The 25,223-nt window shown below is 35.4% G+C and carries 25 protein-coding genes; 4 read left to right on the top strand and 21 right to left on the bottom strand.

Annotated elements, in window-relative coordinates:
- Positions 1–76: 76 nt before the first annotated feature.
- The 3 genes from BCR25_RS18790 to BCR25_RS18780 are packed head-to-tail and all read right to left on the bottom strand — an operon-like array spanning position 77 to position 1,072.
- Positions 77–289, bottom strand: a complete 213-nt coding sequence (locus tag BCR25_RS18790; RefSeq protein WP_069665147.1) for a hypothetical protein — start codon at positions 287–289, stop codon at positions 77–79.
- An 18-nt stretch (positions 290–307) separates the two neighbouring features.
- Positions 308–784: a hypothetical protein gene (locus BCR25_RS18785; RefSeq protein ID WP_139124625.1), complete on the bottom strand. Its 477-nt coding sequence runs from the start codon at positions 782–784 to the stop codon at positions 308–310.
- A 33-nt stretch (positions 785–817) separates the two neighbouring features.
- On the bottom strand, positions 818–1,072 hold the full coding sequence (locus tag BCR25_RS18780) for a hypothetical protein (protein WP_069665145.1): 255 nt from the start codon (positions 1,070–1,072) through the stop codon (positions 818–820).
- A gap of 283 nt (positions 1,073–1,355) precedes the next feature.
- On the opposite strand from BCR25_RS18780, the gene BCR25_RS18775 reads away from it, so the two are divergent.
- Together BCR25_RS18775 and BCR25_RS20520 are read left to right on the top strand one after the other, a co-directional pair.
- Positions 1,356–1,697, top strand: coding sequence for a helix-turn-helix domain-containing protein (locus BCR25_RS18775; RefSeq protein ID WP_069665144.1), 342 nt, complete (start codon positions 1,356–1,358; stop codon positions 1,695–1,697).
- Positions 1,690–1,863 carry a hypothetical protein gene (locus tag BCR25_RS20520; protein ID WP_169819041.1) on the top strand — a complete coding sequence of 58 codons (174 nt, stop codon included), beginning with the start codon at positions 1,690–1,692 and terminating at the stop codon, positions 1,861–1,863. The genes BCR25_RS18775 and BCR25_RS20520 overlap by 8 nt, the downstream gene beginning before the upstream one ends.
- A gap of 148 nt (positions 1,864–2,011) precedes the next feature.
- On the opposite strand, the gene galU is transcribed toward BCR25_RS20520, so the two are convergent.
- From galU to BCR25_RS18720, 11 genes are all read right to left on the bottom strand, one after another.
- The gene (gene galU / locus BCR25_RS18770) at positions 2,012–2,890 is read right to left on the bottom strand and encodes a UTP--glucose-1-phosphate uridylyltransferase GalU (RefSeq protein ID WP_069665143.1); all 879 of its coding nucleotides are present in this window, start codon (positions 2,888–2,890) and stop codon (positions 2,012–2,014) included.
- A gap of 25 nt (positions 2,891–2,915) precedes the next feature.
- Positions 2,916–4,085 carry a nucleotide sugar dehydrogenase gene (locus tag BCR25_RS18765; protein ID WP_069665142.1) on the bottom strand — a complete coding sequence of 390 codons (1,170 nt, stop codon included), beginning with the start codon at positions 4,083–4,085 and terminating at the stop codon, positions 2,916–2,918.
- Entirely contained in the window at positions 4,082–5,497 is a 1,416-nt protein-coding gene (locus tag BCR25_RS18760; RefSeq protein WP_069665141.1) for an oligosaccharide flippase family protein, read from the bottom strand. Before BCR25_RS18760 ends, BCR25_RS18765 begins: the two co-directional genes overlap by 4 nt.
- Complete coding sequence (locus BCR25_RS18755) at positions 5,498–6,628, bottom strand: polysaccharide pyruvyl transferase family protein (protein WP_069665140.1); 1,131 nt, start codon at positions 6,626–6,628, stop codon at positions 5,498–5,500.
- A 3-nt stretch (positions 6,629–6,631) separates the two neighbouring features.
- The gene (locus tag BCR25_RS18750; protein WP_139124624.1) at positions 6,632–7,762 is read right to left on the bottom strand and encodes a hypothetical protein; all 1,131 of its coding nucleotides are present in this window, start codon (positions 7,760–7,762) and stop codon (positions 6,632–6,634) included.
- A 77-nt stretch (positions 7,763–7,839) separates the two neighbouring features.
- Positions 7,840–8,577, bottom strand: coding sequence for a glycosyltransferase family 32 protein (locus tag BCR25_RS18745; RefSeq protein ID WP_069665138.1), 738 nt, complete (start codon positions 8,575–8,577; stop codon positions 7,840–7,842).
- Between the two features lie 7 nt (positions 8,578–8,584).
- Positions 8,585–9,664 carry a glycosyltransferase gene (locus BCR25_RS18740; RefSeq protein ID WP_069665137.1) on the bottom strand — a complete coding sequence of 360 codons (1,080 nt, stop codon included), beginning with the start codon at positions 9,662–9,664 and terminating at the stop codon, positions 8,585–8,587.
- Between the two features lie 29 nt (positions 9,665–9,693).
- Positions 9,694–10,173, bottom strand: a complete 480-nt coding sequence (gene pssE, locus BCR25_RS18735; RefSeq protein ID WP_069665136.1) for a PssE/Cps14G family polysaccharide biosynthesis glycosyltransferase — start codon at positions 10,171–10,173, stop codon at positions 9,694–9,696.
- Positions 10,170–10,628 (bottom strand): PssD/Cps14F family polysaccharide biosynthesis glycosyltransferase, encoded by a 459-nt coding sequence (gene pssD / locus BCR25_RS18730; RefSeq protein WP_211272524.1) that lies wholly within the window; start codon positions 10,626–10,628, stop codon positions 10,170–10,172. Before pssD ends, pssE begins: the two co-directional genes overlap by 4 nt.
- A 45-nt stretch (positions 10,629–10,673) precedes the next feature.
- Positions 10,674–11,327: a sugar transferase gene (locus BCR25_RS18725; RefSeq protein ID WP_069665134.1), complete on the bottom strand. Its 654-nt coding sequence runs from the start codon at positions 11,325–11,327 to the stop codon at positions 10,674–10,676.
- Positions 11,311–11,949, bottom strand: a complete 639-nt coding sequence (locus BCR25_RS18720; protein ID WP_069665133.1) for a YveK family protein — start codon at positions 11,947–11,949, stop codon at positions 11,311–11,313. The genes BCR25_RS18725 and BCR25_RS18720 overlap by 17 nt, the downstream gene beginning before the upstream one ends.
- A gap of 222 nt (positions 11,950–12,171) precedes the next feature.
- On the opposite strand from BCR25_RS18720, the gene BCR25_RS18715 reads away from it, so the two are divergent.
- Positions 12,172–12,771, top strand: a complete 600-nt coding sequence (locus BCR25_RS18715) for a response regulator transcription factor (RefSeq protein ID WP_069665132.1) — start codon at positions 12,172–12,174, stop codon at positions 12,769–12,771.
- A gap of 120 nt (positions 12,772–12,891) precedes the next feature.
- Here BCR25_RS18715 and cls read toward each other — a convergent pair whose 3' ends face one another.
- A complete protein-coding gene (cls, locus tag BCR25_RS18710) occupies positions 12,892–14,352 on the bottom strand; it encodes a cardiolipin synthase (RefSeq protein ID WP_069665131.1) in 1,461 nt (486 codons plus the stop codon).
- Positions 14,353–14,554: 202 nt separating this feature from the next.
- On the opposite strand from cls, the gene BCR25_RS18705 reads away from it, so the two are divergent.
- The gene (locus BCR25_RS18705) at positions 14,555–15,088 is read left to right on the top strand and encodes a DUF2179 domain-containing protein (RefSeq protein ID WP_069665130.1); all 534 of its coding nucleotides are present in this window, start codon (positions 14,555–14,557) and stop codon (positions 15,086–15,088) included.
- 83 nt (positions 15,089–15,171) lie between these two features.
- Here the strand turns inward: BCR25_RS18705 and BCR25_RS18700 are convergent, their stop codons facing one another.
- The 6 genes from BCR25_RS18700 to parE form a co-directional block, all read right to left on the bottom strand.
- Positions 15,172–16,158, bottom strand: coding sequence for a DUF1803 domain-containing protein (locus tag BCR25_RS18700; RefSeq protein WP_083242754.1), 987 nt, complete (start codon positions 16,156–16,158; stop codon positions 15,172–15,174).
- 24 nt (positions 16,159–16,182) lie between these two features.
- Positions 16,183–17,109 (bottom strand): manganese-dependent inorganic pyrophosphatase, encoded by a 927-nt coding sequence (locus tag BCR25_RS18695; RefSeq protein ID WP_069665129.1) that lies wholly within the window; start codon positions 17,107–17,109, stop codon positions 16,183–16,185.
- 96 nt (positions 17,110–17,205) lie between these two features.
- On the bottom strand, positions 17,206–17,970 hold the full coding sequence (pflA, locus tag BCR25_RS18690) for a pyruvate formate-lyase-activating protein (RefSeq protein WP_069665128.1): 765 nt from the start codon (positions 17,968–17,970) through the stop codon (positions 17,206–17,208).
- A gap of 67 nt (positions 17,971–18,037) precedes the next feature.
- Positions 18,038–20,284, bottom strand: a complete 2,247-nt coding sequence (gene pflB, locus BCR25_RS18685) for a formate C-acetyltransferase (protein WP_069665127.1) — start codon at positions 20,282–20,284, stop codon at positions 18,038–18,040.
- 285 nt (positions 20,285–20,569) lie between these two features.
- Positions 20,570–23,035 carry a DNA topoisomerase IV subunit A gene (gene parC, locus BCR25_RS18680; RefSeq protein WP_069665126.1) on the bottom strand — a complete coding sequence of 822 codons (2,466 nt, stop codon included), beginning with the start codon at positions 23,033–23,035 and terminating at the stop codon, positions 20,570–20,572.
- Between the two features lie 13 nt (positions 23,036–23,048).
- Entirely contained in the window at positions 23,049–25,118 is a 2,070-nt protein-coding gene (parE, locus tag BCR25_RS18675) for a DNA topoisomerase IV subunit B (RefSeq protein ID WP_069665125.1), read from the bottom strand.
- Positions 25,119–25,223: the final 105 nt, after the last annotated feature.

Here is a 25,223-nt window from a genome sequence, read left to right as displayed (position 1 = left end):
CCTTTCCTATTCTAGCGAATCACTAGAAATTTGATTAAAAAAAAGGCTCAACTCGTTAAAGCTAAGCCTTATAAAATTATCCCTTCATTGCGGATTTCCCGAAACGTTTTGCGATCGCTGGTGCGGCAAACAATGCGGAAATAGCTAAACCAGCCCCAATGATAATTAGAGCGTTATCGGTAAAAATAGAAGTAGCAAAATCAACAATCCATTGGATACCCGCTGATAAATCAACTTTAGGAGCTGTCGGCATTGTAATGGCACCTACTGCGCTAAATAATGAGTGCATGATATTCTCCTTTCTACATTACGTTGTAATTATTGAAATTATCTTTTTAGCAGTACCAGCACAAAATTTTATAGCAAAATATATTGCAGGAAAGACAACGACTGATAAAGCAATAATAGATAAAAACCAATCTTGATTTGTGTTATTTTGGGCTTGATTTTTTTGATATTCGATCAAGACCTCAATATTTTTATTAAGCTTAGTGATCGAATCATTCGTGAGAGTATTTTCTTCACTTTTATCGAGCTTTTCCAATGATTCCAAAACGGACAATCGAAAATTTTCACTAGCTTCTTTTTCTTTCGCTTCTGATTCAATCTTCAACTTTTCCGCTTCGGCTTCTTTTACCGCCTCGTCAGCAAGTATTTTAGACTGTTCAGAATCCTTAGTAGCTTGTATATCACGTTCAGACTGTTCACGCTCTAGCTCCTTTTGATAAGCTTCTTTAAGACCTCTTAAATCTGTTTCAAGCTGTTTCAAATCTTCTTTGGTCAACTGTTTCGGTTCGTTCTCCATAGAGAAACCTCCCTACTTTAGAACACCCTTAGAAACGTCAACAAGACTAGGCGCTAAATTAAAACCACGTTTATTTAATTCGATTGTACAAACAATCTTATCGTTAACTTGTAAGGGCGGCAGTACTACATTACTTCCAATAAAAAATTCATAATTTTCATACTTCGCAGGATTTCCCACAATTAAAACCTCATAGGGTTCTTGTGTTGACTTGCTTTTCCCTCTTCGTGTACCTAGATAGATCAATTCGGTTGTGTTTTCAAACATTTTAGCTTCTCCTTCCGTAATCCATATTTTTTATAATTAAGCCTAACGGCGAAATTCTCGTCAGAGTATGTGGTGCTTTGTCTGAGTACATAATCATTAAACCATTCAGAACTAAAGTTCCCCTTTTAACTATCTGTCAAAAGTCTCCCACGTTTTAACTATATATCAGTAACACTTATTAATATAAACTATCTTTCGGTATGTGTCAACTATATAACGGTAATACATCATTTGATATATCGTTAAACTTTATATAGAATTAACAAAAATGAGGTGTGAAAAAATGAATGAAATCAGGCATAGCGAGCTAATTTCAAAAAGAATCCAAGAGATAGCAAACGAAAAAAACCTAACTATAAATAGAATAGCGGTACTAGCGAATCTTAAACAAAGTACTGTCAATTCAATCTATACAGGTCAAAGTAAAAATCCAACAATCAAAACGATTTTCAGTATTTGTAAAGCTTTAGATATATCAATAACTGACTTTTTAAACTTTCCACCATATAACACAAAATCTAGTGAAATAGAGCAATCACCAGAAGCCATAATGAAGCAAGTTAGACAACTTTCAAATGAGTTATATGAATTAGAAAAAAAGTTGGAGGACAAAATAAATGATTAAAAAAAATGTTAGTATGAAACAAATAAAGAATTTCATAATGAATGAAGCCACTGAAAAAGATATGATTGATATAGTGGAATTAATGCGGGCTAGAAAAGCGAGTATGGATCTAGAGAAAATCGCTCAAGAAAAGAAAAAAATCGTTGATAAAGTGAAACACATATAAAAAAGACAGCCCTATTCTTTTCAGGTTGTCTTTTTTTATATATAATCACATGTTCAAATGCGCAATGTATATTATGTTAACTAGAATTAAAAAATAAAGAATGCAGCAGATTTTTATCTCTCCCACATCCCTTTACCAACTATACTGGCTATTTCATGCCAATATCTAATTGCATATTTTTTATATAGTTTTCGAGTTTACTTTTTACTTCATCGTGTTCCAATCCATATTCTATGGTCGTTTTAATGAACTCAAACTTATCACCGATATCATATCGTTTTCCTTTATATATATGAGCAAATACGCGTTGCATTTGATTTAATGAAGCAATGGCATCCGTTAATTGAATTTCATTGCCAGCTCCCGGTGGTTGTTTTTCCAAACATTCGAAAATTTCCGGAGTTAACAAGTAGCGACCTATAATCGCTAAATTACTAGGTGCTGCTTCAGTATTAGGTTTTTCTACCAAATCTTGAATATTGATCAAATTAGAAGAAATGCTACTACCAGGATTGATTATTCCATATTTATCTGTCTCTTTTTCCGGTACTTCCATTACCGCAATCACGGAAGTAAGAATAGTATTGTATTGATTAATAAGTTGTTTTGTTAGAGGGACCTCATCTTTTGCTATATCGTCTCCTAGCATGACTACAAAAGGTTCATTGCCTACAAAAGACTTTGCTTGTAAGACAGCATCACCAAGCCCTCTAGGATAAGATTGTCGTATAAAATGTAAATTTACATTGGTAGTGTCCTCAACTATTTTTAGCAGCTCATGCTTCTCTTTATTTCTTAACATTCCCTCCAATTCTGCATTAGCATCAAAATGATCTTCAATCGGTTTTTTCCCTTTTCCTGTAACAATAAGTATATCTTCGATCCCTGATTCTAGCGCTTCTTCAACTATAAATTGAATAGCAGGTTTATCTACTATCGGCAGCATTTCTTTGGCAATCGCTTTTGTTGCAGGTAAAAAACGAGTACCTAATCCTGCTGCGGGAATAATTGCTTTTCTTACATTCATTTTGTTTCTCCTATTCATTATTTTATTAATCACGACCAAATAGGTCTCTTGTGTAAACTTTTTCTAGAACATCTGATAAGTCCGTGGAAATTCTATTCGCTACAATAATATCTGAGGATTGTTTAAAATAATCTAAATCATCACAAACTTCACAGTCAAGATAGCTTTCTTCGGCTGATGTAGGCTCATAAATCAATACAGGAATACCTAATGAGTGAATCCGCTCAATTATCTCTAGAACAGAGGAATATCGATAATTGTCAGAATTTGATTTCATAATCAATCGATAAATCCCTACAGATTGCGGCTTCTGTGCTATAACATTATTAAAAATAAACTCTTTCCTAACATCATTAGCTGTTACAATGGATGTAATAATGCTGTTGGGGATGTAATTATAGTTTGCTAATAGTTGCTTTGTATCCTTGGGTAAACAATAGCCGCCGTAGCCAAAGGACGGATTATTGTAATGTGTGCCAATTCTTGGATCTAATCCAACACCATTGATTATTTGTTTCGAATTTAAGCCTTTCACTTCTGCATATGTATCCAATTCATTGAAATAAGCGATTCTCAATGCTAAATAAGTGTTAGAAAACAGTTTGATTGCTTCTGCTTCATTGGCTCCTGTTAATAGAACTGGCGCTGTTTTACTCTTAGAATTACCTAAAAACATATCAGCAAGTCGTTGTCCTCTGTCTGACTCTTCTCCAACAATAATCCTACTAGGGTACAGATTATCCCAAAGGGCTTTTCCCTCTCTCAAAAACTCAGGTGAGAAAAGAATATTTTTCGTATTTAATTTTTCTTTTAAACGTTGTGTATGCCCAACAGGAACAGTCGATTTGATAACACAGACTAAATCGGGATCGATCGATAGTACTTGTTCAATCGTTTCATCTACTGAAGAAGTGTTGAAAAAATGTTTTTCTTCATCATAATCTGTTGGTGTTGCAATAATCATGTAGTCTAATTTGCATGTAAACAGCTTTGAAAAATCATCAGTAAACATTAGATTTTTGTTGTCTTTAGCTAAATACTCTATGATCTCCAAATCCTTTATAGGAGATTTAGCCTTTTTTAAATCAGAAATTTTTTCTTTTGAGATATCATATGCAATCACATATTCGTTCTGTGATAGTAATAATGCATTGGCTAAACCAACATAGCCCAATCCTATAATTCCAATTTTCATTTTGTCTCCCTCTTTCCCCTTTTCAAAAAAATAGTTAAAACATTTGATAGAAACTCTTTATTCGTAAAACAATTAGCTAAAAATAGGCAAAATTGCAATGAAAATAAAACTAGATTATCTCTAACAACGTAAATCAAACAGCATTGTAAAAAAAATAGCAAATGATTCATCACAAATTTCTTCCTATCAACGGACAGTTCAACAATTTTTTTTGTGTCTTTTGACCGAATATACCAAATAACGAAAAAGCTAAGCCATGAACCAATACCAGCACCGATTCCCCCTAGAAAAGGAATCAACAATAGATTCAGAATTATATTAGCTGCCCCACCAACAATCGTTGTAAACAGAATTCTAGTCGTTTGCTCAGCAGCAATATATATCGTTCCCAAAAAACTGGAAAGACTTGAATACAACGTCGCAGCTAACAACGGCGGTATGTAAAGCCATGAGTCAAAAAATTTTTTTGATACAAAAAATGGAATCAGTAGCTTTAAAATAAGCAGCAAAAACGAGATGGCTAAAAAGAGCATTTGATAGTAGTTTGCGTAAACAGTCGAATAGTATTCCTTTTTTTGATATGAGTCATATTCTTCTATTGCGGATAATTGCCATGATTGAAAGAATATGGTGTTTAGCATGGTTAGTAAGGTCGGAATTTTGTTCGCTACGGCAAACAAGCCATTGATTTGCACGCCGCAAAAAAACAGAATAAAGAAGCGACTAGAAGCGTTACTTAACCACCACGAAAAAGCATTCGGAATCAATGGTATGCTATAATAAAGCATTTTTTTGATTAACGTCTTATTTATATTCGTAACTCTTATATGCTTTCTTAATGATAAGAATAGGAACAAAAAAATGACCGATAAACCATTCGCTAAAACGATAGAAAGGAGATAGCCTTTTACCCCCAATTTAAAATATGCAAGTAAAATGACAGCCGAAAAAGCAGTAACAATTGTGGCTATGATACCATTGACTGCATACAGCTTGATCCTCCCTACCCCTCTGGCATATTGAGCAAACAGTGATTGGAATGATTGTGTTATCAAAATCAAATAAAAATAAATTAAGTGTTCATTTTCAAGTACGCCAAATTTTTTCAACATGACCATAAAAATTGACAGAAAGATCGAACCGATAATTGTGATCATCGTACCGTTTGAAATAATCTCTGATTCATCATACGCCTTGTCTAATACATAGCGCAAAACAGCTTCGTAAACACTAAACGATACAATCGGAAGCAACATACTAGTAGTCGTTGTCACCAAGTCAACCGTACCAAACTCTCCAGGTGTTAAATAGCGTGTGTAAAACGGCATCAAAAAGATAAGGATCAATTTGCTGCCAACATTTCCTACAGCAAATATGATTGAATTATTGATCAACTTTTTGTATTTGTTCATTTAATCTGACCCCATCTTCTTGGTCCTACAAAGGGTTACAATCGTTTGTAGATTTTCAAGCACCTCTTTTTTTAACATTTCTTTCACCTGTCTATCTGCTTCAGTGAATTTGATTGCATCTAAATCATTCAATAATAAATTGGAGTCATAGTTATGGTAATCATAACAGCGCTGTGGATGATCTATTTTTTCGAAAAACTTCCTGACTTTATCATCCCAAACGATTGATATGCTAGGAATTTCTAATGAATAAGAAATAATATGACTATGCAGACGAAAAGAAATGATTTTTTCAAACAATGAGATAACCTCAATTAACTCTTTCGGTGTTTCAGGACGTGGGCATAAGTACTCCTCTACATCAGTACAGCCGTGTAATGCAAGGATTTCTTTGGCAAAAAGATAATCTTCGATGGAACCGTTAACAAAGAATTTCCAGTTCGTTCCTTTTTTATCTAACAACAGCAATGTGTCTCTCCAAAAAGAGATAAGTGTTTGACGCTTATTTTCAATATACATAATCCCTAAACCGATCACTTGGCTGTTTTCCACTTTTTTAATGTCATAAATTTCACTAGCCCAAACCGCATTATCACAAACAGTATGAACTTGTTTTTTTACTAAGGTTCGATCAAGCATGCGTTCACCATCTCTAATTGAAAGATGCTGAACGGAACAATCATCAATAATAGTTGAAAGTTTCTTGATTAAAGCTTTACTATAAAATTTGCCATAGCCAACTGCATTATAAATGATTTTTATATTCTTCTTTTTTAGAAGTTGATTGATCGTGATCATTTGCTTTAAAAAGTATGGCATCAACAGCTGTCCCCCAGCGTAAATAGCTGCATCGTAATGATCGTTGATCTCATAATTTGGAAGTGATGTTCGTTGATAAGAAATAGTTTCGTTGATAACTGATGGTAATAAGCCTTTAATTTCTTTTTTGAGACGATTTTTATTGTAAAAATGTGTACGGTTGTCCGCAAAATCTTGTCGACCGCTTATATCTAAAATATCTATAGTTTGAATTTCTTTGAAATTTGAGCGAAATAGAGCCTCTACCGTTTGACAGATCACCCCATCACCAAGATTACTCGAGTAGTAATCTCCTATTAGTAAAATTTTCATAGTTTAGAACTTCCCCTTTTTATTCCTAGTTTCTCCTAAAAAGATACTAAGGAGCGTAATAATATAGACACCTGTCTCGTTTGTAAAAATGGCCTCAGCACTGCTTGCAATTAATAGATAAAAAAAGAGTAACAACGAAGCAATATAATATTTTTTATGCATAAATTTTGTTCTTTGACAAATAGAAAGATAAATCGTAGCAAGCAATCCCAAAAAACAAAGTGCGCCTATATAACCCCATTGCCCAATAATGTATGGCCAAAAAACATCCGACAACGGAAAATCCCCTGTTCCTTTTCTGAACCCTTGAGAGTAAATTAAATCATATGCTACATAAATAGGTGAACCAGCTTTTTTCGATAGATTTGACCCATATGTGCCATAGCCTGTACCAAAAGGAAAATAATCATTGGCAATGCTGAAGCCTACAATATACAATCCCGTCCGTAAATTATAGATTCCCCAGCTTAAATAATCGGCTATTTTGCTTTTTACCATACCAGCTGAAAATAAGATGGCTATGAGTAAATGTTTCAATTTCAATCGATCGAAATACTTGATAAACCCGTTTAAGAAAAAATAAAATCCTACAAATACGAATGCCTTACTTCTTAATGTTAAAATTAAAATACCAACAGCCATAAGCTTGTAAGAGTAGTTCGCTTCTTCAGCGATTGTCAAAATGCTCAACATAATAACGATCGAGTACACAAGATACGTATAGTGTGGAAATAAAAATTGATAGGATCTAATGCCATATCGGATGCTGGAACCCATATTCAGATTGACAAAAATTGATAGGATGCCAAAGAAAAATATGATGACTATGCTGACTTTAATTATTTGTCCAATCAATTTAAGCGCTCTTTGTTTATCTACATTATCAAACACTGCCATTCCACCTGCATAACAAATAAAAAATTTACTAAACAACATCAAATCTTTAATGATAATCGATGTACTATGTTGTATTTTAAATAAGACAGTTGGGATAAGACCGATCAAAAAGAACACGAGCAATAAAATCAGTGACACTTTTGTCCATCTATCTAATCTTTTTTTTAAAATTCTAATGTCCAGTAGTAAAACGGCATACATGTACATCGCTAATACAATTGTCAGCAATTCATCCATAAAGTTTATACCTGGTAAAAATAAGAAGATTGGAAAATAAGTGAGAACTAAAAATATCGCCACAAGAATAAAGGTCGTCATCTCTTCTGGTTACTCATGAACCGGTAGATATTTTTATATTGTCCATGACCAATAAGACGAATAATCTTTCGCTTTAACCAAAATCTGGCTCTATTTTTAGAAGGCATCCACGAAGCATAACAATGATGAACGGTATAGGTTGAATGATCGCTGATTTCTTCCATATACTTAAAATTGTAAGCACTAAAAAAATTCTCTGGGTAAATACAAATCTGACTTGCCAATGTTTGCAAGTGATTATTACACTGTAAGCCTCTAGCTACCAAATAATCCGTCAAAATCTTAGTATTTGGGGTTAAATCTAAGCCCCCATCCTTTTGGATAAATGACTGCTTTTTATAATAATCTAGTAGATCTTGCCAAATAAAATGATTCTTTTTCCCTGCCATAAATCCTGTCATAAGATATTTCCCTTTATTTTCAAAACCTAAGATAACTTCCTTATTTGTCAACAAGTTGGAAAAGCTCTTTTTTATCTCTATGTCTGTATCTAAATAAACACCACCATAATGTTGCAAAGCATATATTCTAGCAACATCACTTACAAAAGCCATTTTCCCTTCCTTATAGGCTTCTTTTGCATAGGAGAAGGATTCTACATCAAAGTTCTGCTCATTCCATTCAATGAATTCATAGTCTGGCAGTTTCTCTTTCCATAGACTGATTGCTTGCTGAATAGCCTTGTTCTTTTCTTTTTTCCCAAACCAGCAATAGTGAATGATCTTAGGAATCATAGACTTCTCAACTCCTCTCCAATACTTTTTCATAAAATGAAAAATGCGCCTGTAAATAGTTTTCTTTGGTAAATTTAGCTTCAAATGATTTAAGAGCTTCTTTTTTCATCTGTTGAAACACCTTTGGATTTTGAACTAAAAATATTATCTTTTGTGCAAATTCAGAAGTGTCTTTTTGAGGGATCAAAAAACCATTGATTTCATGCTCAATCTCTTCTTTTGTCCCGTCGATATTACTGCCGATGACAGGTATTCCTTTGTAAAAAGCTTCAATAGGTGCTAAAGGCAAGCCTTCTTTACTGGAACACAAAAGCATTAGATCAATTGCTTCAAGCTGTTTTAACACGTTTTTCTTAGCGCCAAGTACAAAGACCGTTTTTTCTAAACCTAATTCTTTTATTCTCTCTCTGAGATTTTGTTTTTCCGGACCGTTTCCGATCAAACAAAACTTGATTGTTGAATGACTTTTAGCCACCTTATTCGCGATTTCTATAAATTCATAGACCCCTTTATAGTCCACCAGCCGACTAACTTGAGTTACGACAAAATTACCATCTTCTTTTAGTTGTTCCAACTGCATGTCTACTGTGCCAAAAGACGTTTGATCATCGATCGTGTTGTAGATCGTCTGGATATCCTTTTCAGCGAGTTTACTTTTCGTGGCAAGGATTCTTTTAGCTGCGCTACTCACACAAATGACTGGCATCTTTCTTAATGTAATTCCAGTAGAAAAAAATTTGTTTTGAATATTTAAGTGTTGTGTATGAACGATTTTAGTAGACATGCCGAGGATAGCGATTCTACCGAGGAACGTTGTCATGCGATGATGACTATGGATCAAGGTTATTTGTTCTCGTTTCACTAGTTGTCGAAGTTTAAAAAGTGTGAGCAACCAGAGGAAGGGATTTTTTTTTTCGACATTGGGGATTTTATAAACTGGCATACCTAATCCAGTAAAATCCTCTTTCAAAGCTCCTCCGTTAGAACAAATAATTGCATCTTCTGCCCGAATATTTTGGCATAGATTGTAGATACACTTTGTGACACCACCAATACTGAGTTCTTTTGTAAGATACATGATTTTCATGATAGTAAATGTTTCCTCCAATTTAGCTATTATTGCTCTTGAATAAATCCGTCGATTTCAGCAATTATTTTTTCTGTATTCGATTCAAACGTTTCAAATGTTTGCTGATGAATAGTGTCGATTGCTTGATGCAATTCATGGACATCTAGAACTGCTTTTATATAGTTTTGTTGCTGAAAAAGAGCGATGATTTCTTTTTGATGATCATCCACGTGTTCTTTAAACTGGGACAATCTGGGAATCGCGATGACTTTCTTTTTCATTTTCAATGCGTTAATGATTGCTCCGCTGCCGCCATGAGTAATGACTAGTTCGCTTTTTTTTAATGTTTGCTCAAAGACACTATGCTCCATAAATTTTTGGTATTCAAAGTACTGAGGCAGATAGTTACTATAGCCGATTTGGCCAACTATTTGGTCTGAAATTTTCTGTTCTTGAACAAGTTTATCTACTTCTTTCAGCAGACGGTCAAATTGAAATTTTTGAGACCCTACTGTTAAAAAAATCAATAGATTCCCCCCTTATAGATTCCTTTTGGATAAAGCATTTGCAAAGACTCCCATTGAATATAAAATCGATCTGCTATGTAATACATTAGCTGTCCAGTCTTCGTTTTTGATGTTGTTTTAGCAAAGGATTCAATATAAATGATCTTTTTTCTGCAAAGTTTTCCGACTAAACAAATAGGAATTGTTGATAGCACACCCGTGGAAATAATCACATCTGGCTTTTCTTTTACCATAATTTTCACAGATAGATACAAGTTATATAGTAAATAAATGAACCAAAGTAACTCACGTCGATTTATTTGCAGCAGCTTATATGATCGGCATGACACATTTACTTCATAGGCCGTTTTTTCAGTTACTATAAAACAGGCATATTTGTTCATTAAGGGCTTCAACATAAGTAATTGTTCTAAATGACCTCCAGAAGAACTCGTAAAGCAAATTTTTTTTGTCATAGTCAATTCCTCCAGTTTAATTCTTTCATTCCAAAAAATAATGCGTTAATACACATCATTGGGCAAAAACATCACTTTTATTGTTTTGATGATCAAGTAGCAATCAAAAATAAGAGATTGTTTTTGAATATAGTAAACATCTAGTTTGATCATTTCTTTAAACGTAAGATTATTTCTACCTGTAACTTGCCACAAGCCAGTGCATCCAGGCTTTATTAATAGTCTTTGAACATCAAAAGGATCATACTGTTCTACTTCATGCTCCAAAGGCGGTCGTGGTCCGACTAAACTCATTTCACCTTTTAAAACATTAAAAAATTGAGGGAGTTCATCTAAGCTTAGTTTTCGAATCACCTTACCAACCTTTGTTACCCTAGGATCATTTTTCATTTTAAACATAATGTTGTTTTGCTTTTCGTTATATTGTTTGATCTCCTGTAATCGTTCATCCGCGTTCACATACATAGAACGAAATTTATACATTCTAAATTTTTGGCTGTATTTTCCCATACGCCATTGAGAATAAATAATTGGACTTGACGGCTCTTCCAGTTTTATTGCAATTGCAACTACAAGTAATAAGGGAGAAAAAATAATAATGCCGATTATGCTGCCGCAAATGTCTATGATTCGCTTAAAAAAAGTATAGGTGTTGTTTCTTTTCCATCTAATCTGGGAATATTCATTGATGAACTCCATGGGTTGCCTCTCTCCTTTTTCGTATTTCTACAAATTGTGCTTGAATAAATAGAATGGACACACTGAATATAAATCCTACTATCGCTCCTACAGTTGTATTCACGATTACTTTGGGATAAATACTCTGTTCATTTATTTGGGCTTTTGAAACTATTTTTAGCTGCTCCGTTGGATTATAGATTGTTTTTATGAATGCTATAGATGATTGTGCAAATCCATCTGCCAGAACCGCAGCATTTTCAGGAGAAGTTGCTTCTACCTTTATCGTTAACAGTAATTCATCCTGCTCTTGGGTAATCGTAATCATGTTTTTAAGAGTATTCAGACTGAGTAAGTGTCCCGTTTCTTTCATAAAAATTTCTTGAGTCTCTTTTAGATTTATGTTGCTATACATCATCCTTTTGTAGGTTTTTAAAAGAGTCGTTTTAGCTGTTACTTCGTCTTTTAAAGCTGTATTTTCAATAACATAGACGATTTGAATGCTGGAACTGTATTTTTTCTGTAGAAAATAGGTTGAAATGACGTAGGAAAATATTCCGCCTAAAAGCATACTGATCAAAATAACAAGAACCTTCTTTTTTAATAGTCTCCATATTCTTAAAATAACAACTTTATTGCCCATCAAAACCCTCTCTCTTCATTTGACTCTCTTTATTTCAGTATCTTATCATATCTTTTTTATTATCGAATGAGCAAAAAGTGCAATTTATATTATATATAGATTACTATTGATTATAACGGGTTAATTTGTAATTTTTTTATATTAATATGGTATATAAGTGCGAAATATTATACTACGTCAAAAGTAACAAGGCCAAAATTGGCATAAAGTGAGGGATTAGGTATGAATATATTATTTTTTTTGCATAGTGAAATTTTAGGAGATAGTCTTACCTATTCACTACAAGATAGATTTTCATCAGTTCGATGTGTTTATTCTTTTGAAGACTTATTCACGTCTATTCATTCTGATTGTCCTGATATCTTAGTTATGGGCATTGGCTCAAAAGTAAGTAAGTGTTTTAGTACTACAAAAACGCTAAAGAAACAATTTCCAAGATTATTAATCATCTTTCTTTCAGATAAAAATTGTTATGAATATTGCAATTTCGCTATCAACAATGGTGTAAATGCATTCGTTTCTCATTCGATTAGTTTGAAAAAAATGATTGAGATTTTAGATTTAGTTTATGTGAGAGGTACGTTCTTTCAAAAGCAACGATGTCCGGTAAAAAAGACACTAACAGAAAAAGAAAGAGAAATTTTGCAATTACTTGCAGATGGCAACACACAATCTCAAAGTGCAGAAAAACTGTCCTTAAGCCGTAGAACGATCAACAATCACTTACATTCTATCTTCAAAAAATTAGAGGTATTTTCCTCGATTTCTGCTGTTCTTAAAGGCGTTAAGCTAGGTATAATTGAAATAGACAGTGATTCTTAAACTGATTATTAAATGCTTTTGATTCACATGTATATGTATTCCGCTCAACATAAATAGAGTATGCGACTTAAAGTAATTTTACTTTAGATCGCATACTCTATTTAGGATAAAGCCCTATTTTTATAATATCGGTGATAATAGCCGTGAAAAATTTTGTTTAAATCGTAACCAATGAGATTGATCCTGAATCATTTTATCGGTCAACAAAATGCTTTCTTCAATGTCATTTTTGAATAGTTGTGATAATTTCCAAGCAAATTTTGTATCGTAAATAAATGTACTAACTTCAAAATTCAACGCATAACTGCGAATATCTTGATTAGTGGTACCTACCATACAGATTTCATTATCGATAATCATCGTTTTCGCATGTAAAAAACCATGCTGATACATATAGATTTTGACGCCACGTTTATGCAAGTAGTTCGCATAGTATTGTGTTGCACGATAAATAAATGGGTGATCAGGCATACAAGGGATCATGATACGAACATCAATTCCAGAACGTACTGCAATCAAGAGTGCATTGATCATACTATCATCTGGGATCAAATACGGCGTTTGGATCCAAACTGATTTTTCAGCAGCTAAAATCATCTTGATAAACCCACTTTTTAAGATCTCTTCTTCTGTATCAGGTCCGTCTGAAACGATTTGTAAAGATAGATCTTCCAGCTGACTATCTTCAGAAAGCTGGAAATATTTTTCTAAATAGTCCATTTTATGATCTGGATTTGATACTGAAGCATTCCAATCCATAATAAAAATTTCTTGAAGCGAGAATACTGAAGCACCCAGAATACGAATGTGCGTATCTCTCCAATAACCAAATTTTTTACTCTCTCCCAAATACTGATCCCCTACGTTGAAACCACCTGTCCAACCCATTTTTCCGTCAATTACAACAATTTTACGATGCAAGTGGTAATTTAAACGAGTTTTACTGATCATATTTTTGGAAGTGATAAAAGGAGCAACGTTCCCTCCAGCAGCTACAAAAGAAGCGAAAAATTTCTTATTTGCTCCTGGTGATCCCCATGGGTCATAAATCAAATAGACTTCTACCCCTTCTTTAACCTTCTCTTCTAAAAGACTAAGAAACTCTCCACCAATTTTATCATTGAAAAAAGAATAATATTCTACGTGAACCGTTTCTTTTGCCTGACGAATATCTTCAAACAATGCGGCGAATTTTTCTTTTCCATCTGTATAAATTTTTAAGCTGTTGCGTTTACTTAATGGCGAGGCATCCATGTTTCTAAAATACCGATTAAGTACACGTGCATCGGTCAACAGGTTTATATCTAACCCGCTATCTGCTTTTAAGTTGTCCTCATCCACCATTTTTTTGATGTCTGTTATTTTTTCTCTGTCATAATCAGTCAACTTGAAAACCTTTTGACCATCGATTCCTCTTCCGCAAAAAAGATAAATAATAAAGCCAATACCTGGTAAAAATAATAATGTCATGATCCATGCAAGAACACTAGATATGCTCCGCTGTTTTCTAAATACAGTGATAAGTGCGGCAGTCGTATTCAACAACAATAAACCCACAACTATGAGGATAAAAATTCTCATCTACGTTCATTTCTCCCTTAAATTACATAATATACTGATTATAGCAAAAAGTTGTGATCTCTCCAACATATATCATTTTTTATTGTATTTTTAAAAATTTAATCCTTGTTTTTTCAATTTGTTTTAGTATTTCTATTTAAATTCTGATGTTCTTGTACTATAATATGCTGATATCTTTAATGGAAAAGAGGAATTAGCTGCAATGGATGTAAAAATGCTCGTAACGATTTTTGTAGTAAATTTTTCGTATATCACATTAAATACGATCAGATTCATGTTAACGATGAAAGGCTATCGCTTGATCGCTCCACTTGTTAGTATGGCGGAGATTACTATTTATGTTCTAGGACTAAGTATGGTCTTGAATCGTCTCGATGAGCCTATCAATTTGATTGTGTACGCACTTGGTTATGCAGTCGGCATCAGTGTAGGCATTAAAATCGAGGACTATTTGGCTTTGGGCTATATTATGGTAACCGCGATCCTCCCCTCATCTACGGAGCAATTGAATTTACCGGAGATTTTGAGGGAGCATGGTTACGGAGTGACGCAAAGCTTCGGTTCAGGTCGTGAAGGTGAACGGATGATCCTTGAAATCCTTTCTCCCAGAAAAAACGAAAGAAGTTTGTACAAGCTAATCAATGAAAAGGAACCTAGAGCTTTTATTATCTCTTATGAGCCAAAATTTATTTCCGGCGGCTTTTGGACTAAAAAAGTTCGAAAACGAAATAATTAGATAAAAAATCAACTGCTGTATTTTTCAGGAGTTGATTTTTTAATTCTGAATCTAGTTTACATAATAAAATTATGGGAACCTATCTACTTTTTAAAATAGTGTAACATTTCTTTTTCAGCTAGATATTTATGAAAAAGTTGGTTATACAACTGCTTTTTCATAAATACTCGTTGATTTTTATCCTCGATCTCCTGCCAAAGTTGAATCAACATCATTTTAATACGTGTAAATTTCTCTTCTTCTATCGCCAGAGTGTCCTTTTGAATGATTGGTGAAACTAGTTTGTAGGCTCCTTCTTCTGTTTTGACTAGATCCTCCGTAATCACCAATGCTTCTTGAAAAATATTCCTTTTAAGCTGTTTTGTTTTTACTCTTCGGATAGATCGAATGATTTTTTGAACTTGCGCAACAAAATAATCGATATCTACATCGCCAATCGACTGTTCAAGTGGTTTAAATGTCTTAGGAAGAGAGGAATTTGTCTTAAGTAATGAAAAATAATCAGCTAACGCAAGCGGGCTAGCTGTATCGGAATGCAAAGAAATAAATTGTAATTCATCATTACCAGAAGTCACCTTGTTCACAAAGCTTAGTGCTTCGTCCTGATTCTCCACACCAAAAAAATAGTGCGTGTCCTCATCTTCAAAGAATGCAGGCCACAATACTTCACCAAAGATCAATGCGTCACTATCTATTTCTTTCACTAATTTATCTAATGCAGTGTAAATCGTATCTGGTATTTTTAGTGCCTCAGTTCGACTAAATATCGGGATCGACAATGAGTAGCGCCGATTTTCCCGTTTGATCAAACCGTAAGCAATCATTTGATCCAATAGTAGTTCTAAATTTTGGGTTGTTGGTATTGCTGCTTTCAGTTGACGCAAAATTATTTCTTGGTCTCGTTGTTCAAAAAGATAATTCATAATTTGCTTGAACAAAGGCTCTGATAAAAGCTTATTTATCTCTTTCGTATGTTCTCCTCTAAAATAGTACGTTATCTTATCCAAACGCATAATCCACACTTTCTTTCGTTTATAATAGGAAAAACTGCAGACAGCTCTTAAAGCCATCTACAGTTTTCCTACATGTTCAGCTTAGCCGAATACTTCAGTTAATTGAGGAACGATTTGCTTTTTACGTGAAACTACGCCATTTAAGAAAGCGCGGTTATTCGTTAGTTTTACATTGAAAGCAGACTCAACTTTGTCTAAAGAATCTCCGATCACTATTAATTCAGAATCACTGTTTAAAATGTCTGTGATGATCAGAACAAATAGATCATAGCCGTTTGAAGCATTCTCATTCTTCATAGCCGTTTCCAGCTCATCTTGGCGGCTCAAAACTTCTTCTAGGTCAACTGTGTTGACTTGTGCAATACGCACGTTTTTAGCGCCCATAGGGAAGCTTTTAGCATCTAAATCTAGTAATACTTCGGCAGCTTTATTACTTAGGTTCGTACCAGCTTTTAACATATCTAAGCCATACTCCTCTAGATTGATTTCAGCGATCTCAGCTAGTTCATGAGCAGCATCGATATCATCTTGGGTACAAGTTGGTGATTTAAATAGTAATGTATCAGAAATAATCGCAGATACCATCATTCCTGCTATTTGTTTAGGGATGACCACGTTGTTTTCTTTAAACAATTTTAATACGATCGTACTCGTACAACCAACTGGTTCCGCACGATAATACAATGGATCAGCCGTTTCAAAGTTAGCGATACGATGATGATCCACAACTGCTAAAATCGTCATATCAGCAATATCTGATATACTTTGCTGAAATTCATTATGATCGACAAGCATGACTTGGTTCGTCTCTGCTGCTGCGCTTTCTACCACACGTGGCGCTTCCACATGAAAATAATCAAGTGCGTATTGTGTTTCTTCGCTAGGCGTACCTAAAGCTACTGCTTCTGTATCTTTTCCAAGCTCTTTTTGTAAATATGCAAAACTAATCGCTGCCCCGATTGCATCAGTATCAGGATTTTGGTGTCCAAAAACAAGAATTTTTGACATAATAAAGGTTCACTCCTTCTTTTTTCTTCCTTATTAATAATAACAAAAAATAGAAAAGAAACAACAATATTTGCTGGACTTTTCTATTTTTAAGGATTATCTTGCCATGTAGCCGTTGTAATCTGCAACATGTAATAGTTTTTTCGCATTCGTTACACGATCTTCTGTTGGTGGTTCGATTCCTTGTAAAGGATACTCCAAACCTAGTTCATCCCACTTGTATTTTCCCATTGTATGATAAGGTAATACTTCTACTTTATCTACATTTTTAAGTGTTTTGATAAATGTATCCAAGCGAACTAAGTACTCATCATAATCGCTGCGCTCAGGAACTAAGACATGTCTGATCCAAACCGGCTTGCCGATTTCGGAAAGATACTGAGCCATTTCCAAAATATTTTCGTTTCCTAAGGAAGTCAATAATTTGTGTTGTTCATTATCGATATGTTTGATATCAAACAATAGCAGATCAGTATAGTTCATTAATTCTTGAAATTGGCTGAAAAATGGTTCTTCTCTTGTAAATGGTTTTCCGCAAGTATCGATCGTTGTATGTATGCCTTTTTCTTTAGCTTTTTTAAATAGGTCAGTTAAAAATTCTAACTGTAGTAAAGGTTCGCCACCACTCACAGTGATGCCGCCCTTCTCTCCCCAGTAAGAACGATATTTGATGGCTTCATCTAAAACTTCATCAGTCGTTACTTCACGGCCGCCAGAACCGATTTTCCATGTATCAGGGTTGTGGCAAAATTGGCAACGCATGCGGCACCCTTGTGTAAATACGATGAAGCGAACTCCAGGTCCGTCAACGGTTCCAAAATTTTCTGTAGAGTGAATTCTACCGATCACAGGTGTCGTCATTTTGATTCCTCATTTCTTCTTTTAGAAAAAAGGGATGACACGAGGTCACCCCTTCAATTTTATGTTCTTACAGTCTGTCATGTGAAGTTCTAGAAATAACATCTGCTTGTTGCTCAGGAGTTAAGTCACGGAATTTCACGGCATATCCAGATACACGGATTGTTAAGTTAGGGTATTTTTCTGGATGTGCTTGTGCATCTAATAATAATTCGTTTGTGAACACGTTAACGTTCAAGTGGTAGCCGCCTTTATCAAAGTAGCCGTCCATTACGTTACGTAAGTTATCGATTCTTGTTTCATCATCTTTACCTAAACCATTAGGGTTGATTGTTTGTGTATTAGAAATTCCATCTAATGCACTTGTGTACTCTAATCTAGCAGTTGAGTTAAGTGATGCTAAAAGTCCATTTTTCTCACCTAAGAATTTACCATCTTGGTAACTTGGGTTAGCACCTGGTGCCAATGGTTTACCTGCACGACGTCCATCTGGTAAGTTACCAGTTGCTTTTCCGTAAACAACATTAGAAGTGATTGTTAACAATGAAGTTGTAGGTTTAGCGTTACGGTACGTATGTTGACGTCTGATTTGTGTCATGAAGTATTCAAGAATCCAGTTAGCCATCGCATCTGCTTCTTCATTGTCGTTACCATAAGTTGGGAACTCATTTTGAGGAACGTAGTCGATTGCTAATCCGTCTTCGTCACGGATTACTTGTACATTACCATGTTTGATGGCCATTACTGAGTCAGCAGCATGTGAAATCCCTGCAATACCAGTAGCGAATGTACGTTGTAAGTTGCTTTCCATGAAAGCTAATTGAGCAGCTTCATAAGAGTATTTATCATGCATGTAGTGGATAACGTTCAATGTATTTACATACAATTCAGCTAACCAGTCCATGATATCTTTGTAACGATCGATAAATTCGTTGTAGTCTAAAGTATCGCCAGTCATTGGACGGAATTTAGGAGCTACTTGCATTTTCGTTTTTTCGTCTACCCCACCGTTGATTGCATAAAGAACAGCTTTTGCTAAGTTGGCACGAGCACCGAAGAACTGCATGTCTTTACCCATCACTGTTGCAGATACACAACATGCGATCGCGCAGTCATCTGATCCCCAGTTAGCACGTAGTAAATCGTCATTTTCAAATTGGATTGAAGAACTTTGTTTTGCGATTTTAGATGCAAAAGTTCTGAATCCTACTGGTAAATGAGATGAGTACAATACAGTCAAGTTTGGTTCTGGAGATGGTCCCATGTTTGTTAAAGTGTGTAAGATACGGAAATCGTTCTTAGTTACTAATGAGCGTCCATCTAAGCCCATACCAGCGATTGATAATGTTGCCCAGATTGGGTAACCAGAGAATAATTGGTTGTACTCAGGTGTACGGGCAAATTTAACCATACGTAGTTTCATAATCAAGTGATCGATCATTTCTTGTGCTTCAAATTCTGTGATCAATCCAGCTTCTAAATCACGTTGGATGTAGATATCTAGGAATGCTGAGATACGTCCGATAGACATAGCAGCACCATTTTGTGATTTGATTGCACCAAGATAACCGAAGTATAACCATTGGATAGCTTCTTTTGCATTTTCAGCTGGTTTAGAAATATCAAAACCGTATGTTGAAGCCATTTCTTTAAGATCAGCCATCGCTCTGATTTGTTCAGAGATTTCTTCTCTTAAACGGATAACATCGTCAGTCATGACTTTGTTACCAGTGTTGCTTAAATCTTTTTTCTTCTCAGCAATCAAGAAGTCCATACCGTATAAAGCGATACGACGATAGTCACCGATGATACGGCCACGACCATAAGCATCTGGAAGACCTGTGATGATTTTGTTTTTACGAGCTGATCTCATTTCTGGTGTGTAAGCATCGAAAACACCTTGGTTGTGTGTTTTTCTCCACTCTGTAAAGATTTTAGACATTTCAGCGTCTACTTCGTAACCATTTGAAGTTAGAGAGTTGTTTGCCATGTTGATACCGCCAAATGGCATGAATGCTTGTTTCAATGGTACGTCAGTTTGTAGACCTACGATTGTTTCTTCTTCTTTAATCAAGTAGCCAGGTTCATGAGAAGTGATTGTTGCAGGAATGTTATTATCCATGTCGTACACACCATTTTTCTCGTGTTGTACTTCAAATAATTCCTGTAATTTTGTCCATAATTTGTCTGTGCTTGGTGCGATTGGTTCTAGGAAAGAATCATCACCTGTGTATTCAGTATAGTTTCTTTGGATGAAATCACGTGTATCTACCGATTTTTTCCATTTGTCGCCTTTAAAGCCTTTCCATTGCTCCATTGATGGGCCTCCTTAGTATGCTGACAGTTACTGTAACAGCTTTATGTGATTAGTATAACACATAGTGATTTTTATGCAAGCCTTTCCTTATTATATTTTGAGCGAAATCGCTATTTTTATAAAAAAAAGCATCAGAATCGTTGATAAATAAGCATTTGATATTTGTGATTTGATTAACGAACTACAATTACTTTTATATAAAAAGTAAGAAATCTGTAATATAAAAAGCCGAAACTGTACTAATACAGTTTCAGCTTTTGGCAACTTCTATAGAACAGATAGCCTTTAATTGGTTTCTTCTTTCTGATCTAATTCTGCTGTGTGCATTTCATGCACTTCTAAAATTTCTCCATCTTGCTTTTCGTCCAACATAAAGGAACCGTTAGATGTTCGATCGTTGATCGGATATTTCTCAGAATCGATCGTATATTGTTTACCATTCTGAGTAGTAACCAATAGCTCCAAAGCGCTACTTTCAGACATGAACGTTACACGATGCGGATTTTTCTTCAATTCTCTAAGCACCATCAACCCACGTTTGGCTCGACCAAGTTGAGTCAACTCTTGTGCCAGCATTCGTTTGATGCTTCCGCGTTGCGTTAATATGACAACAGGTGTATCTCCTTCTTGATAAACCAACAAGCCATTAACTACGTAGTCCTGATCTTTCAAGTTCATTGCTTTTACTCCAGCAGCTTTCGCTCCTACAACTGGCACTTCTTCAAGCGGATAGCGTAAACCAAAGCCACGATGACTAACTAAGAATACATCTAATAATTTTTGTTCGTTCGTCAGATACACATTTACAATTTCATCGGTATCTGATTTTAGTTTCATACAGTTAGTCGGACGACTCTTGTATGTTCTCCACGGTTCAAAGTCTGTCATTTTCGTTTGTTTGATCATACCTTCTTTTGTCATGAAAACAAAAGTTTTCGTTGGTGACAACTCTTTATAGGTATAAACAGCGATAATCGATTCATCTACAGACAGATTTAAAATAGTTTGTGAAATATGTTCACCTATTTCCTTCCATTTTAGATCTGGTAGTTCGTGGATCGGTCGATAAATCACATTTGCTTTATTTGTAATCAGCAGGATGTGATCTAGTGTATTGACTTCTCCTGTATAAAGGAGGAAGTCCCCTTCTTTCATACCGATTTCTTCTGGTTTAGATGCACTGTAAGAACGTAAACTGCTTCGTTTGATATATCCTTCATGAGTGACTGTAACTACAACGTCCTCTTGCGCAACCAATACTTGGGTATCGATTTTGATTTCTTGGATCTCATCTTCGATTTGTGTTAGTCGTTCATTCCCGTATTGTTTTTTGACTTCCCGCAATTCTTTTTTCATTAGGTTGAACAATTCTTTTTCATCATTTAAGATCGTAGTTAATTCTGCAATCAAACGACTAAGTTCATCGGCCTCTTTTTCAAGCTGCGTGATATCCGTATTCGTCAAACGATACAATTGTAGTGTTACGATAGCTTCTGCTTGTGCTTCTGTAAAAGCATATTCTTTCACTAAATTATTCTTGGCGTCTTTTTTATCTTTTGAGCCGCGAATCGTTTCAATCACTTGATCCAAAATAGATAATGCTTTGATCAAACCAGAAACAATATGCTGACGCGCTCTCGCTTTGTCTAGTTCAAATTGACTTCTGTTTGTGATAACGTCTTTACGATGAGCAATATAGCTATCTAAAATCCGCTTTAAGCCCACTTGATGCGGCGTCATATTATCAATAGCAACCATATTGAAGTTATAGTTGATCTGTAATTCTGTGTTTTTGAAGAGGTAATTCAAAATTCCTTCAGCGTTGGCATCTTTTTTTAGCTCGATTGCAATTTGTAACCCTGTACGGTCACTTTCGTCACGAACTTCAGCGATCCCTTCGATTTTCTTATTCAAACGAACTTCGTCGATCTTCTTAACCAATGTCGCTTTATTCACTTCATAAGGGATTTCTGTTACGATAATTTGTTGTTTTCCGCCTTTTAGCGGCTCGATTTTTGTTTTAGATCGAAGAATAACTTTGCCTCTTCCAGTTTCGTAGGCTTTCTTGATTTCTTCTTTTCCCTGTAAGATTCCCCCTGTTGGAAAATCTGGCCCTGGGATAAATTCCATCAATTTGTCCAACGAAGCATTCGGATGATCGATCAGGTAAATCGTCCCATCAATGATTTCTACCAAGTTATGTGTAGGAATTTCCGTCGCATATCCGGCAGAGATCCCAGTTGATCCATTGACCAAAAGATTGGGATATTTCGCGGGCAAAACAGTTGGTTCTTTTTCAGTGTCGTCAAAGTTCCAAACAAAATCTACTGTATCTTTTTCGATATCCTTTAATAATTCACCACTTAATTCAGATAAACGAGCCTCAGTATAACGCATTGCAGCAGGCGGATCTCCGTCCATACTTCCATTATTCCCATGCATTTCAATTAGAACTTCACGTAATTTCCAATCTTGGCTTAAGCGGACCATCGCTTCATAAATACTGCTGTCGCCATGAGGATGATAATTCCCCATGATATTTCCGACCGACTTAGCAGATTTTCTAAAGCTCTTTTCAAAGGTATTTCCATCTTTGTTCATTGAAAATAAAATTCTACGTTGTACTGGTTTTAAACCATCACGAATATCCGGTAGGGCACGCTCTTGAATGATATATTTGGAATATCTTCCAAAACGGTCGCCCATTACCTCTTCAAGTGTTAGTTCTTGAACTTCTTGGCGTTTTTCCACATTCGTCACTCCCCTACTCTAAGTCAAATAAACTGATTTCTTCAGTTTCTTCATTTGTTTGTCTTTTTTCTGCTTCTTTTTCTTCATCCAATACTTCATTTGAAATGGACGGTGAGATGTCTGTTTCTCCATCTTTGCGATCTAAAATACTGCCGTCCTCTTCCATAGTAAATTGAACGTGACGTTCGATCCATTTTCTTCTTGGTTCAACTTTGTCACCCATCAAGGTCGTAACTCGACGTTCAGCTTGTGCAGCATCATCGATCCGAACACGAATCAATGTCCGAGTTTCCGGATCCATCGTCGTTTCCCATAATTGATCAGCGTTCATTTCACCAAGACCTTTGTATCGTTGCAGCATGTAGCCTTTGCCGACTTGCTGTGTCACATTGGCTAACTCTTCATCTGTCCATGCGTATTCTGTGACTGCTTTCTTACCAAGCCCTTTTGATACTTTATACAGTGGCGGTAAAGCAATATAAACTTTGCCAGCTTCAATCAATGGCTTCATGTAACGATAGAAGAAAGTCAACAACAGTACTTGAATATGTGCACCGTCAGTATCCGCATCGGTCATGATGATCACTTTATCATAGTTGCAATCTTCTACTGAAAATTCAGGGCCTACACCTGCACCGATCGTGTAGATCATGGTGTTGATTTCTTCATTTTTCAGAATATCTTGCATTTTAGCTTTTTCTGTATTCAAAACTTTCCCACGAAGTGGTAATATTGCTTGAAATTTTCTGTCCCGTCCTTGTTTTGCTGAACCGCCGGCAGAATCTCCTTCGACTAAATATAGTTCGTTTTTCTTAGGATTCCGAGACTGCGCTGGAGTCAATTTACCAGATAAAAGAGATTCACCTTTTTTACGTTTTTTACCATTTCTACTTTCTTCACGAGCTTTACGAGCAGCTTCACGGGCTTCGCGGGCCTTGATTGCTTTACGAACCAATTGTTGACTCATCTCACTATTTTCTTGCAAGTAAAAACCCATTTGCTCGCCCACAACGTTATCAACTGCATTTCTGGCTTGTGGTGTTCCCAGTTTTTCTTTCGTTTGTCCTTCGAATTGTAGAAGATTTTCTGGTACACGGATTGATAAGACCGCAGCAAGGCCTTCACGAAAATCGCTACCTTCTAGGTTTTTATCTTTTTCTTTTAGCAAGCCAACTTTACGTGCATACTCATTGTAGGCTTTAGTCATTGATGCTTTCATTCCTACTTCATGTGTACCGCCGTCTTTTGTACGAACGTTATTTACGAAAGATAAGACGTTTTCTGAATAACCATCATTGTATTGATAAGCTAGTTCAACTTCGATCCCTTCTTTTTCACCTGAAAAATAAACAACTGGCGTCAACGTATCTTTTTCTTCATTCAAATAAGCGACGAATTCTTTAATCCCTTCTTCATAGTGGAACACTTCTTCTTTTGGTTCTTCTCCTCGAAGGTCAGTAAGTGAAATTTTTACTCCTTTTAATAAGAAGGCTGACTCACGTAGTCTTTCTGCTAGTGTTTCATAAGAAAAATGGATAGTAGAAAAAATCGTATCATCCGGTAAAAAAGTAACTGTGGTTCCGTTCTTTTTGTTTGTTTTCCCGATTTTTTTCAGCGTTCCGACAGGTTTTCCGCCATTTTCAAAACGTTGTTTATATTCAACACCATCTCGAACGATGGTTACTTCCAGCCATGATGATAAGGCATTTACAACACTGGCACCTACTCCGTGTAAGCCTCCAGATGTTTTATAACCGCCTTGTCCGAACTTTCCTCCAGCGTGTAGAACTGTGAAAATCACTTCTACTGTAGGAATCCCTGAAGCATGCATACCGACTGGCATTCCTCGTCCAGAATCGGCGATTTTGATACTATTATCTTTTTGGATGACCACTTTAATTTCATTTCCATAACCGGATAATGCTTCATCGACCGCATTATCAACGATTTCATAAACTAAATGATGTAACCCCCGACCATCTGTCGAACCGATATACATCCCTGGTCTTTTACGTACTGCTTCCAATCCTTCTAGGACTTGGATGGAGGCGTCATTGTATTCATTGTTTACTTTTTTCGCCAAAGAAAAAACTCCTTATACTTGAATTGTAGGGCTTTTAGCCACATCATTACAATAATACTCTAAAAACTCTCAAAAAAAAAGAGCTTTCCTATTCGGTAACTCTTT

It is taken from the genome of Enterococcus termitis (assembly GCF_001730305.1).
GTDB lineage: Bacteria > Bacillota > Bacilli > Lactobacillales > Enterococcaceae > Enterococcus_L > Enterococcus_L termitis.
Note: the sequence above shows the minus strand (reverse complement) of the source record. Positions and strands in the feature narration are given on the sequence as shown.